This window comes from Paenibacillus senegalensis JC66 (assembly GCF_000285515.1).
In the GTDB taxonomy this organism is placed as follows: Bacteria; Bacillota; Bacilli; order Paenibacillales; family NBRC-103111; genus Paenibacillus_L; species Paenibacillus_L senegalensis.
On record NZ_HE610958.1, the window covers coordinates 749,063 to 761,796 of the forward strand.

Genomic DNA, 12,734 nt, shown 5'->3' on the forward strand with positions numbered 1-12,734 from the left:
GTATCTCATCAGCTTCAGGCAGCGGAATGCTGGCCATCTGCATTCGGCTGATGGCCAACCCCTGGATCAAGGAAAAGAATAAGGCGGCTAATTTGACCGCATCTCCTGGTATAATGCCCCCTTCTCGTTGGCCTTCTTCAAGAACAGGCACCAGCATATTCATCCCCGAAGCAGAACGCTCATCGAGCAGCTTCTTAACTTCCTCCGGTACCTCGTTGGACATAAAAGCATAGATCATAATCAGAAAATAAGCCGCCCCCTCGCCCTTGATCCCTTCCAGCATCGCTTCAGTCAACAACCTTAGCCGCTCCTTGGGCCCGGCCTCTATGCTTTCAACTTGCTTGTAAAGTTCTTTAGGACTATCCAATGCCCGCATCACCAGCTCTATAAATACCGCTTCCTTCGATGCAAAATAATGATAAACCAATCCATGGCTCAGTTTAGCTTCTGCCGCAATTTCGCTCATCTTCGCAGCCATGCCTCTCCGTGCAAACACCTTTAAAGCAGCAGCAATAATCTGTTCCTTCCGGACACTTAAGCTGTTCATTCTTTTCTTCCGTTCTCGGCATCCTTTTTCACCTTTTTCACCTTTTTCACCATGTACTAGTTTCCATATTCTGTATTTTACACTCGCTTGTCACTTTTTCGAATCGTTCTCTTTGTATTGGTCTTTTCTCACTCTTTCATATTGTTCATTTTTTCACATCATTCGGTTTCTGCACATCGTTCATTTTTTTATTAGTTCTCAATACACTTTCATATGGTTCATCACACTTTCATATAGTTCATCTTCCCTTAGTCTTGGGAATACATCTTTTCAAATATCCTCCGTTTCCAAGGCAGCCAGTCTAATGCTTGCATATTCCAGGAAAAGAGCTCTGTTCGCCAAGGGCGCTGAATCATCCTGCATAGATTGACGCAACTGTCCCCGCTGTTGACGCTCTACAACAGGCCTTCTCCACTCCTCAAAAAGCTTCAAGGATGCAGCCGAGCCATCTCCGTTCGTTACCGACTGCTTACCTCTTTTTTGATTGATTATTTAATCAACTAATAAATCAACTATACTCCCGCTCCTTTTTATTAAAAACTGCTTTTTCGTGATTCTCCGTCAGGTTTTTGAAGAATTCCCTTGGAAACGTCGCCGAAAAGACTTACACCCCCCCGGGCGATCCATGGTATACTTTAGTTCGCAGTTGATTAACAGCCAAAGGAGTCATCATGGACGTTACTACTTTACAGGTCGTTATTACTCTATTGTGTGCCGTACTTGTAGGTTTTTCGAAGACCGGTGTTCCTACTCTCGGTATATTCGTAGCCGCCATCATGGCTTCAGTCTTTCCTACAAGAGAATCGGTAGGCATTCTAACCCCTATTCTCATTACCGGGGATATCATGGCGATTTTGTATTACCGCAAAGCAGTAATCTGGAAGCATTTATTCGTGCTGCTTCCCTGGGTGATGGCAGGAATTGTGATTGGATTTTTCGTATTGGGGCATATCGGCAACAGGCCGCTTTCCATCATGATCGGAACGCTGGTTCTGCTGCTCATCGTGCTTCATGTATTTCGCGACCGCATTGAGCAAGCAGCCCGCTTCTCTCTGGACCGCTCGCGCTTTTTCAATGGATCCCTAGGTATTCTTGCAGGGTTTACAACGATGATTGGCAATGCAGCGGGGAGCATCATGTCCATCTACTTACTAACCAAACAAATGGACAAAACCAATTTTGTGGGGACTACTGCCTTTTTCTTTTTTATTGTAAACGTCGTTAAAGTTCCTTTCACTGCTTATTTGGGACTTATTACTCCGGAAACTCTGCTGTTCAATATGTGGATGATCCCGGCGGTTGCAGTGGGGGCCTTTGCCGGCTTCAAGGTGCTGCCTTTGATTCCCCAACAAATGTTCCAGCGTATTATTTTGATTCTGGCTGCCTTGGGCGGGGTCAATCTCATTGTATTTTAGCTTAAGGGGACGAATGATTTAGGGACGTAAACAGCTTGTCCGGCTGCTATTCTATACTGCGCCGTATCCGCTCTTCCATCAAGCGTGGCGGCTCGTAATAAAATTGGTCGCGAATCCTGCCTTCCCGATCCAGAATGAAAGAGGTCGGGTAGCCCATGATTCGGTATTGTTCAGCCATATGCCCTTCTTCGTCCAGCAGCACCGGAAAGGTCCAGCCGTTAGCTTGGATGAACGGTTCCACATTTTCCCGTCTGTCGTCGTGGGTCGCATGGATGGCATAGAAATCGATTTGGTCCCCATATTTTTCATATAGTGCTTGTAAAAAAGGTGCTTCTTCCTGGCAGGGGCCGCACCAGCTTGCCCAGAAATTCAATAACAGCGGCTTATCCCTGCTGCCTCCGATTGCGAGTACGGTTCCATCCAGCGTACTCAGTTTCCCTTGTGGAGCCATATGATTTAACCTTGGCCCCATGATCTGGGTTGACGCTTCTTCATAGGTCTTAAAATGATCTATAGCCGCAATACCCACGCCTAACCATAGAACCATCACTGTTAGCAGCACTCTTTTTCCCATTTTGAACACCGTCCTCCTGCGAAATTCAATTATCCTTCACATCTTCCATCCATACCTGGACTTAACCTGCTGACTACCGTTCCCAACTCTGCTATCATTAGCTTACCCTCCCCGGAGCCGTTTCACTCCTTACTGCCAAGCCAGCCTCATGGCGGAATGGCCTGATCGTTCACTCTATGATAAATTGGTATAAGACTATTTAAGGATCTAAAATACAGGAGGCCAGGCATTTGAACTTGAATATTCCCATGATCATCACCCTAATTATACTTGCCGGTGCCGCGATCTGTTTTATGATTGGCAAAATCCGGTCGGATCTGGTAGCAATGTGCGCCCTTATTTTATTAGTGCTGTTTAATATTTTGACACCGGGTGAAGCGTTATCCGGCTTTTCCAATTCAGTCGTCATCATGATGATTGGCTTATTTATTGTGGGAGGAGGTATTTTTCAAACCGGTCTGGCCAAAATCGCCAGCGGCAAGCTGCTTAAGCTGGCAGGAACCAATGAATTAACCCTGTTAATCATGGTCATGGTCGTTACGTCAGCACTCGGGGGCTTTGTCAGCAATACAGGGACGGTAGCCGTTATGCTTCCTATCGTAGTCAGTCTTGCAATGAGTGCCAATGTCAGTCCTTCCCTGCTGCTCATGCCTTTAGCATTTTCCAGCAGTTTAGGAGCCATGTTCACCTTGATCGGAACTCCGCCTAATTTGATTATTCAAGACACGCTTATAGCAGCCGGTGAACAGGAGCTCTCGTTCTTTTCGTTTGCTCCAATAGGAGCGGTCTGTCTTACGCTCGGTCTGCTATTCATGATTGTGATGCGGAAGCAGCTAACCCGCAATAAAGATGCCGACAAGAGTAAGGAATCCAAGTCCAGATCGGTGCAGGAATTGGCCAAACAGTATCAGCTCGCCGAAAATCTTTACAGGGTGCATGTAGGTGCTGACTCTTCTATTGTGAACAAAAGCTTGCATGAACTCAATATTCCTTCACGCTATCAGCTAAATATTGTAGAGATTCGCAGAAAATCTTCACACAAAAACCCATTCTTCAAAACGATGAATCAGCAGGTAGCCGCTCGGGACAGTGTGATTCAAGCAGGAGATATATTGTATTTGCTGGGTGAATTTGACCGTATCCAGCCATTCGTCTCCGACTACCAGCTGAGCTTAATGGACGAGCGTACAACCGAGCGGCAAAGCGGGGGCCAGCCGGAAAGCAAGCTCACTTTTCAAGAGGTGGGCATTGCCGAAGTACTCTTAACCCCGCAGTCGAGATTCATTAACCAGCTTGTAAAGCATACGGCGTTTCGTGAGAAATATCGCGTGAACATCTTAGGTATTCATCGTAAAGGAGAATATTTGCTGCATAATCTGAAGAATGAGAAGCTGCGATTCGGAGATGCTCTTCTGGTACAGGGAAGCTGGGGCGACATAGCCTTGCTTTCAGAGGAACAGGACGATGTCGTTGTGGTCGGACAGCCGCTGAAACAAGCCGAGAAAGTCACACTTGATCACAAAGCCCCGATTGCCGCGGGCATTATGATTTTGATGGTCGTCATGCTTATTTTGGAAGTGCTGCCTGCCGTAATCACAGTACTGTTAGCAGCCATCTTCATGATTATCACAGGCTGCTTGCGCAATATGGAGGCCGCTTATAAAACGATTAACTGGGAAAGCATTGTCCTCATTGGCGCCATGATTCCTATGTCTATCGCCATTGAGAATACCGGGGCTGCCGCCATGCTATCCGAAGGTCTGGTGCAAAGCCTCGGAGGCTTCGGTCCAGTGGCTCTTCTGGCCGGTGTCTACTTCGCTACCTCGCTGCTTACCTTGTTCATCAGCAACACAGCCTCCGCTGTATTGTTTGCACCGATTGCCTATGCAGCCGCGATCCAGATGGAAGCGAGTCCTTACCCCTTCTTGTTTGCAGTAGCAGTGGCGGCCAGCATGTGTTTCGCTACTCCATTCTCAACACCGCCTAACGCATTGGTGATGACTCCAGGACGCTATACGTTTATGGATTACATCAAAATTGGATTGCCTCTGCAGCTGCTCATTGGACTAGCCATGATTTTCGTGCTGCCGCTGCTATATCCGTTCTAGGGCATTACCATCATCTTCATTCGTCCTTCGAGGGCCCGCGGAGAAGCTGAAAGAAAGATGCTGGCTGTGTTCATACGCCGCAAAAGGACCTTGCCGCTTGAGCATAGAAGCTCAAACAGCAAGGTCCTCTTTTCCAAAAAAGTCAGGTTTCTATGACTTAACTTGTCATATTACCAATTGTAGATTATCTAATAGGAACGATGATTTCTTCCCCTTCATACTTGAATTGCAGCTTCAGTCCTTCTGTTGCCTCAACAACCTGATCCGGCATCTCCAATACCGTAAATCCGCTTAATTTAGCAAGAGGAGCAACCGATTCTCCTGCCAAATCTCCATCAATTAGCGTAATGCTGTTAGAGTATTCGTACTTCTCATCATATATAGCTTTAATGGAAATTCCACCAAACATTTCAATAAAGCTTCTGGAAGACGTTCCTTTATTGGTAACAGTCAAATTTAGAATAAGGAATTTGTTTCCTTCATCGGCTGACGAGGACACAAATTCCCCGCTAACCTTTTGCTCAAATTCAAAAGAATCCAATGTTACATCCCATTCGTCGATGTTAAACATTTCACCCACCGCATATTCGTTAGCATTCCCTGGTTCTTCTTCGTTTGTCTCGGGCTCTTCTGCTTCTTCATTATTATTATCCTCACCATTCTCTTGCGGAGCGTTCTCGTTCTGGGAATCCCCTCCGCCTGTGGAACCTACATTTGACTGATTGCCGTTATTCTCCGAATTCGTAGGTTGTGCTGCACAGCCTGCCAACAAGATGATGGCTAAAATGAAATTTACCAGCATGGTTCTTTTTTTCATGACACCCTCCATTTATCTATTTATAGTAAATTTTACCTGGATAATTATACCCGCCCCTCCTAACTTTGTCTACCTTTTTCTACAAAAAACGATTCTATTCAGTATAGAATAGAATCGTATAGCAATCGTCTATATTTGAATACCCATTCGTCATTTCGAAGGATATTCCTATTCCCTGCATGTCATACTACTCATCGTCAAGCTCGACGTTATGATAAATCTGCTGAACATCATCAAGATCCTCAAGCACATCGATCAGCTTCTCAAATTGCGCCTTCGCGTCCCCGTCAAGCGTGACATAGGTTTGTGGCAGCATAGTCAGTTCCGCTACGGAAAACTCCGCGATCCCCTCTGCCCGCAAGGCTTCCTGAACGGCATGAAATTGATCGGGCTCAGCATAAATAATGACAGCATCCTCTTCTTCCAGCAAATCCCGGACATCGATATCGGCGTTCATCAAAATTTCCAAGACTTCATCGACCGTCTTTCCCTCAAGGCCAATAACGGCTGTCTGATCAAACATATAGGCTGCCGAACCGCTTACTCCAAGACTGCCCCCATTCTTATTAAAAGCTGCTCTTACCTCCGAAGCGGTGCGATTGACATTATTGCTGAGCGCGTCGACAATGACCATCGAGCCGTTTGGCCCGAAGCCTTCATATCTCAGCTCATCATAATTCTCATCGGAACCGCCCTTAGCCTTTTCAATCGCCCGGTCAATAATTGCTCTGGGCACGTTATATGTCTTAGCACGCTCAATAACAAACTTAAGCGCCTGGTTGGATTCGGGATTCGGTTCACCCTGCTTGGCCACTACATAAATTTCACGTCCAAAGCGGGCATAAATCCGGCTTGTATTGCTATCCTTGGCCGCCTTCTTTTCCTTAATATTGTTCCATTTGCGTCCCATATTATCGCTCGCTTTCCGTAAAGATATGCACAGTTACGACCGTCATCCTTTCATTATAAACGGGATAAACGGCTTGATCAATGCATTTGGTCAGCGCCCTGGTCTTTAAGCGATGTTTGAAGCCTCGGTGCGGCTCCCGTTAATATATGTTAAAAAAATAAAAAAGCCCTGCCTGGAGAGGCAGAGCGTAGACATCAAAACGCCGCAGCGGCTCAAAAGCCAGATTGGCCAGCCAATTCAAATGCAGCCAGCGTATTTTCCGGAGCATTCATGCTGAACCCGCGTGGGCGTTTTGCAGCCAGCTTCGAATTCTAACGCTCGCCACTGTCCTTATTTGCGCAAAATCAGGGGGATAAAAATTGTAACGCTTGCCATGTTCCTTATTTTGCTTCAGCCTCTAAGAGCTCCTTCCTCAAGCACAGCGGAGTCGTACTTATCCGAGCTTATGTCCGCAGTTCGGACAGAAATTCGCCCCTTCATTCTTGGCGCCACAGTTCGGGCAGAAGTTCGGCTTACTGCCTCCGCCGGATGCCGAACCAGATGAAGCATTGCCGTTTCCTTGTGATGAATTTTGATTCTGATTTTGTCCTTGGTTATTTTGACTCTGATTTTGACCTTGACTCTGCCCCTGATTCATATTTTTCATCATCTCATTGGCCAGATTCATTCCCATCATCATTCCCGCCATATCCGAAGCCGCACCGCCGCCTTGAACTTTGCCGGAAGCGATGCCGTCCGTCATGCTGATCTGCTGATACTTTGCTAAATCGCCGACCATTCCATGTGACGCGGTCTTGTTGATCATATCCTGAATTTCTTTAGGGTAGTTGAAGCTCATAACCTGGAAGCCGGTAATGGCTATCCCATTATCCATCACTTCCATATCCAGATCCTCGCGAATCCCTCTGGCAATATCGGAGGCATTAGCCTGTAGATTGAACATGTCCTTGCCTTCACGGCTGATCCATTTCATTAACAACTGGTCCAGCACGGAAGTAATCCGGATTTTGACGTCTTCGACCAGATAGCTCGTTTTAATTCCGGCAATTTTGTCAATGAGTGTGACATAATCGCTCACTTTAAAGTTAAACGTTCCGTTAGCACGGATCGGCATGCCACCGGGCAGCTGCGGCGTCGGGATCATTATCGGGTTTTGTGTCCCCCACCTTACGGTGAATTCTTTCGTATTGACAAAGAGCACTTCTACACGCATTCCGCTGTTAAATCCGAAGCGGAAGCCTTTTAACGTGGACAAAAACGGTATAATCTCGGAATCGATATTATACGTGCCTTCATCCTTGAAGATCCCTTCTATTTTTCCCTGGTTAATAAAAATAGCGTCCTGGCCGGGACGGATAATCAAGCGGCTTCCTTTCTTGATCTCACGATTGCTCCACTTCCAAAAAATCATATCATCGCGAAATTCTTCCCATTCCACGACGTTGGAAAATTGGTTTCTAAAAAAACTCATGAGTCTGCTTCATCCTTTCCTTGATGGTTTCTTTACCCGATCGGTCACCAATATATAAGGGTAATAAGGTTTCAGTGGCACTCTGGCGTCAGAAGCTCCTTCCGTCTGCCAACCTGCTCATTAAATTAAGCCTATCGAAAGCCCCTTCTGTTAGCTGTTTACTCTCATTAAAATTTCCCGCGGCTTCCGCTGTAGGAGCTCCCTCCACCGGTAAAGCCTCCGCCGCCTCCGCCGCCTGAGCCGCCTCCGCCATTGTTTTTGGGGATTTTCCGTCTTGTCGTTGTTGTCCGGACATATTGATCCCTGCGGTTAAGCACACGGGAGGCTGAGCTATCCTGATAGGTTCGGGCATTGACCGTTACCCGTCCCCCGGAATTATAGGCCATTGTACCAACAACTACTACACCCAAGCCTATGGATACAGTCAGCTGAAACCATAGCTTAAACAAAATGTTCTCCGGATTGACATGAGGCTCATAGCCCATATAGCGATGCGACGTTTTAATAAACGATTCAAAGGCATTGTAATAATTTCCGCTGCTTAAATCGGGAGTGATACGCTCGCGAATTTGATCCAGTCTCTCATCATGCAGATAAACCTCCGCTTTGGCAAACCCGGCCAGGAAGACATCCCGGTTTCTCATATCTATTCCCAAAAAAGCTGCATTACCGTGAGGCTGATCGTAACCGGGTGCGTTGTTGTCATAGAAATCACCGATCAGCACCTCAATATCAATGTTGTCCGGGTTGTTAGTCGTCATGATAAAAAATCGGTCTCCCGTTCAGCACCGTATTCATTGGCCAGCGCATTTAACGCGGCCACCTCTTCAGCAGAGAGCAGACCGGCTTCATCATAAATCAGATTTTTCGCCGCATCCGCCTGGTCCACTGGCAGTATGAACAGCATTGTCAGCAAAATAAAGGCCAGCGCCCGTATTGTCTTACCGCTCATAAGAAACCACCTCCCATTGCCCAGGAGATGATCTTCATGGTAAGTAAAGAGGCTCCCGAAATGCCGCCGAACCAAGCAGCCATCTTGCCTTTGCTGATCGGAGGTTTACCGACCACTTTGCCTGTCTGCCCGTTCATCGCAAATATATATTCCGAGCGGTTATAATCATAATGCACCATCCAGACCGGCAGCAGGACATAGTCCGTCTGAGTAATGCTGGTATCGACCTTTTTATTGGTGTAAGTTACAGAAGTATAGCCGGATACGGAGGAAGCAATGTAAGATTCAATAAACTTTTGAATCTTCTGTTTCGCTCGGGGGAATAATTCCTCAGCTGTAAAATTATATTTTTCCGCTACGTATCCTGCCAAATAAGGAGTTTTGAAATCCTTTAGCTGCTGATATGGGAAGGGCTCCAGCTTATCCATCAGTTCATCATTCATTTTCACTGAGGCGTCAATGGGGACCTTATTGTAGTTCAAATGGATTTTGCGATAAATGTCGAAATGCTGAGTCTCTGTTATTTCGTAATCTCCCCTGCGGTACGTCCGGACTTTTATCGCCTTCGCCTCAACCTCAATGTCATTATGCAGGCCATAAAGCCAAAAGGGCACATACATGCCTGTAATGCTTTTGATCCGATCGGCTGTCATAAAGCCTTTAGGCGTCAGCAATCCATTTCTGCACCATTTGCGAAAAGCTTCTTGAGCCTGCTCTTTACTGATAGAAAAAGGGATAACCATAGCCGGAGCCAATTCCCCGCTTAAGCGGTCCACCAGGACAACGGCTGATCCGCAAAAGCTGCAGTTCGTTGCACTGGTATGCTCCTCTGTTATAATATCCGCTCCGCAGCTATTACAGTGGTATTCCCTGACCTCATCCTCATCAGTAAACACTTGTTTCTTGAGCGGATCGGGAAACTCATCAATATTTTTCTGAGTATTGCAGCTGGGACAAGATAGTGTTCCGGTTTCCGCGTGGAAGGTCATGCCGCTTCCACAGTTTGGACATTTATATTCGATGACTGGCAATCTCCACCACCCCTCTCATTTGGTAAAAACAATTGTTTATTTGTTCAGTCTCGCTTTAATTTTGGCCAATTCTTCCTCTATGCTTAGCTGCGGCCCGGATATCGAGTCCGGGGATGAAGCAGGCTTCTCATCCAGCTGTGCCAGCAGCGCATCGAGATCATCCTCCGGTTTGCCTGCCCGCAGTTCAGCTAGAGCCTCTGCTTCATGGATGGCCTGCTGAGCTTTCTCTTCCAGCTGGCGGAAGGACTCCGAGGCGCTCCCCGACAAGCTTTGCTGCAAGGATGCCTCGGCCAGCTTGCCTTTCAGCTCTGTACGTCTGGCTTCCAGCTTATTCATGTCGGAGACCAGCTTTTCCTGCAGCATCCTCATCTGGGAGGCATTCGAAGCAGCTGCATCGTAGGCCGCTTGCACCTCGCTGTGCACTTCGGCTTGCTTTGCCTTTCTCTCAAGAAACTGGAGCGCCCTGCTCTCCTCTCCATTCTCTACCGCTCTTTCCGCATAACGCTGCAGCTTGGCCATCTCCGCACTGCTTTCGTCCAGAGCTCTCTTTGCACGCCGCTCCGCAGCAAGGATTGCCTCCGTTTCAGCCTTAACCTGTCCCAGATCACTGCTTAATTCCCGCATATACTGATCAATCGCCTTTTCCGGATCGTCCGTCTTATCCAACCGGGCGTTCACATTTGCCTTCATAATCTGTTGAAATCTTGCTAAAATCCCCATTGTACCCCCTCCTCCAAAAAAATCTATATCTCTATAATACAGTAAATGAAAGAGAGAAGTTTCAAAAAAAACCTGCCAATCCGCCTATAAACCACCAAACCAGCCCGGCAGCTCCCGTTCGGGAATAACGATGAGAGAACCTTTTATCGAGGCCTTTCGAAGATGAGTGACCGCGTTTAGAGGAAGGCTTTATCGTCAATTAATATTTGATCTTCCGCCAAGCACGGAAACTTATACGGAAACTTATAAATAAGGTAAAAAACCGCTTCGCGCATGCGCGAAGCGGCAGGTCTAGGACGTTCTGTTCAAAATGTATGTATTATACCTGATAGTGCGGAGGAACATTAGGCCTTCCCTGGGCTGCAGTAACCATTAGAAAAATTCCTGTCAGCAAGTGAAGGATCCATCCTACAAACGGTATCCATGCTAGTACTGATGTAATAATTCCCATGATCGAGCCATACATTGGTTCTTTGTTTCTGACAGAGAGCACCAGCGTGACGACGTGCAGGCAAAACATGATAGGCAGCAACATATACAAACTTCCTATTACTATGGCAGCTCCCAAGACAGGGATTGCCAAAAATATCTCTATCGAACCGGAAACCCATTTCAATATTCTCGAAGCACTCAAATCCACACCTCCTTACAGGTAAATAATCCCACGCAATTGTAGCAAATTTCCTATATTTTTCCTAGCCTTTTTTGCCTATTTCTTGTATAAACGTCTATTATAACCATAAACGGTCAAACTAGCTGCTTTTCAGCTTACCCATCGTGCCGTCCAGCCCTTCAGCGACCTCACGCAACGAGTCGGACATTGCTATTAACTGCTGCATCATCGCGTTTTGCTGCTGTGAAGTGGAGCTAACCTCAGTTATGCTTGCAGTAAGCTCCTCAATAACTGCAGCTATGTTCTTCGTAGAATCCAGCACCTCATGATTCTCCTCGCTCAGACGTTTGGCAGATGAGTCAATGCCTTCCATTTGATCCTTAATCGTTATTGTCGATTCTTGGATTCCCTCCATAGACTGCTTCATGTCAACGACTGCCTCCGACATGAGTTGAACTGCTTGATCGTTGTCCGTCATATCGCCGACTATGATTGATACTTGTTTTTGAACCTCGACTATTAACTGCTTAATATTCTCCGAAGAAATGTTGGTTTGTTCCGCCAGCTTTTTAATCTCCCCGGCCACAACCGCGAATCCTCTTCCCTCGGTCCCGGCCTTGGCAGCCTCAATGGAAGCATTCAGCGCAAGCAAATTGGTTCTTCCCGCAATCTCATTTATGAATTCCGTTATCTGTTCAATTTCATTAGACTTCTGAAGCAAAATTCCAACATTAATTTCTCGTTTTCTCAATTCCATCCAACACTTTCCGCACGTTTTCATCCGTTGTGGAGATGGAGCTGCTTCCGTCTTCAACCAGTTGGACTACCTCAACAACAGAGTCCTTGATGGTATGGATGCTGCCCGTGACCTCACTGCTTGCCCCTACCATGCGATTGGCTGACTCTACGATGCTGTTAATTTCATTCTGCACCTGCTCGCTGCCCAGCGTCATTTCTTCCATGCTGATCGCAACCTGCTCCGCCGTCTGCTGGGTTTCGTAGGATGCGGTGCGCACCTCTTTGGATTGGGAAGAAATGGATGCACTTGATTTTTCTAATTCAGCCAGAAGCATTTCTATTTTTTGAGCTACTTCGTTAAACGCCTCGCCCAGCTGCTGGAACTCGTCCCGCGTCTTGAGATTCACACGCTGACTATAATCATTCCGGGAGAAGGATTGAGCCAGCCCGTTTAGTTGCTGCAAAGGATGCTTGATTAAAACGCGGATAATAAAAAACGCACCTAGCGCAGACAATACAATACCTAAAATAGCTGAAATCAAATTCATTTCCCATAAATCATCGGCATATTGTCCGACCAATTCCAATACAAATGTACGCAGGAAAATGACAGCAAACATTAATAAGGTAATCATCATGGTTAATTTAACTTGCAAGGATCTTACTTTGCTTAATTTCCAATTCATATAGACAGCCCCTCGACAGGTAACTTATATATGTGTTATCGACTGCTCTATTCAATAATATTAGATTAAAATATTAATGTTTTCCAAACCGCTAATATTACTTAAGTCATCCGTTTAAAATTATTGTTGTGCTATGTAACCGGGTGTATTAA

12 protein-coding genes and 1 pseudogene are annotated in these 12,734 nt (G+C 46.4%); 2 read left to right on the top strand and 11 right to left on the bottom strand.

Annotated elements, in window-relative coordinates; genetic code table 11:
- Positions 1 to 547: TetR/AcrR family transcriptional regulator (locus tag PSHG_RS27395; RefSeq protein WP_010272901.1), on the bottom strand; the 547-nt coding region annotated here is incomplete at its 3' end.
- A 671-nt stretch (positions 548 to 1,218) separates the two neighbouring features.
- Between PSHG_RS27395 and PSHG_RS11710 the strand changes: the two genes are divergently transcribed.
- Positions 1,219 to 1,962 (top strand): sulfite exporter TauE/SafE family protein, encoded by a 744-nt coding sequence (locus PSHG_RS11710; protein WP_010272902.1) that lies wholly within the window; start codon positions 1,219 to 1,221, stop codon positions 1,960 to 1,962.
- A gap of 46 nt (positions 1,963 to 2,008) precedes the next feature.
- Here PSHG_RS11710 and PSHG_RS27400 read toward each other — a convergent pair whose 3' ends face one another.
- Positions 2,009 to 2,536 carry a TlpA family protein disulfide reductase gene (locus PSHG_RS27400; protein WP_010272903.1) on the bottom strand — a complete coding sequence of 176 codons (528 nt, stop codon included), beginning with the start codon at positions 2,534 to 2,536 and terminating at the stop codon, positions 2,009 to 2,011.
- 236 nt (positions 2,537 to 2,772) lie between these two features.
- Here PSHG_RS27400 and PSHG_RS11720 point away from each other — a divergent pair, with 236 nt between their 5' ends.
- The gene (locus PSHG_RS11720; protein WP_210436470.1) at positions 2,773 to 4,644 is read left to right on the top strand and encodes an SLC13 family permease; all 1,872 of its coding nucleotides are present in this window, start codon (positions 2,773 to 2,775) and stop codon (positions 4,642 to 4,644) included.
- Between the two features lie 184 nt (positions 4,645 to 4,828).
- Here PSHG_RS11720 and PSHG_RS27405 read toward each other — a convergent pair whose 3' ends face one another.
- The 9 genes and pseudogenes from PSHG_RS27405 to PSHG_RS11770 all read right to left on the bottom strand — a co-directional run bounded on the left by PSHG_RS27405 (position 4,829) and on the right by PSHG_RS11770 (position 12,582).
- Positions 4,829 to 5,461 carry a DUF4352 domain-containing protein gene (locus PSHG_RS27405; protein ID WP_010272906.1) on the bottom strand — a complete coding sequence of 211 codons (633 nt, stop codon included), beginning with the start codon at positions 5,459 to 5,461 and terminating at the stop codon, positions 4,829 to 4,831.
- 187 nt (positions 5,462 to 5,648) lie between these two features.
- The gene (locus PSHG_RS11730; RefSeq protein WP_010272907.1) at positions 5,649 to 6,371 is read right to left on the bottom strand and encodes a YebC/PmpR family DNA-binding transcriptional regulator; all 723 of its coding nucleotides are present in this window, start codon (positions 6,369 to 6,371) and stop codon (positions 5,649 to 5,651) included.
- Positions 6,372 to 6,804: 433 nt separating this feature from the next.
- Positions 6,805 to 7,842 (bottom strand): SPFH domain-containing protein, encoded by a 1,038-nt coding sequence (locus PSHG_RS11740; RefSeq protein ID WP_010272909.1) that lies wholly within the window; start codon positions 7,840 to 7,842, stop codon positions 6,805 to 6,807.
- 167 nt (positions 7,843 to 8,009) lie between these two features.
- Positions 8,010 to 8,794 (bottom strand): annotated as a pseudogene (locus PSHG_RS27410) (TPM domain-containing protein).
- Positions 8,791 to 9,825, bottom strand: a complete 1,035-nt coding sequence (locus tag PSHG_RS11750; protein ID WP_010272911.1) for a hypothetical protein — start codon at positions 9,823 to 9,825, stop codon at positions 8,791 to 8,793. The pseudogene PSHG_RS27410 and the gene PSHG_RS11750 overlap by 4 nt, the downstream one beginning before the upstream one ends.
- Positions 9,826 to 9,861: 36 nt before the next feature.
- Positions 9,862 to 10,545, bottom strand: a complete 684-nt coding sequence (locus tag PSHG_RS11755) for a PspA/IM30 family protein (RefSeq protein WP_010272914.1) — start codon at positions 10,543 to 10,545, stop codon at positions 9,862 to 9,864.
- A 319-nt stretch (positions 10,546 to 10,864) separates the two neighbouring features.
- Entirely contained in the window at positions 10,865 to 11,179 is a 315-nt protein-coding gene (locus PSHG_RS11760; protein ID WP_010272917.1) for a hypothetical protein, read from the bottom strand.
- A gap of 118 nt (positions 11,180 to 11,297) precedes the next feature.
- Positions 11,298 to 11,915 carry a methyl-accepting chemotaxis protein gene (locus PSHG_RS11765; RefSeq protein ID WP_010272919.1) on the bottom strand — a complete coding sequence of 206 codons (618 nt, stop codon included), beginning with the start codon at positions 11,913 to 11,915 and terminating at the stop codon, positions 11,298 to 11,300.
- Complete coding sequence (locus tag PSHG_RS11770; protein WP_010272921.1) at positions 11,890 to 12,582, bottom strand: HAMP domain-containing protein; 693 nt, start codon at positions 12,580 to 12,582, stop codon at positions 11,890 to 11,892. Before PSHG_RS11770 ends, PSHG_RS11765 begins: the two co-directional genes overlap by 26 nt.
- Positions 12,583 to 12,734: the final 152 nt, after the last annotated feature.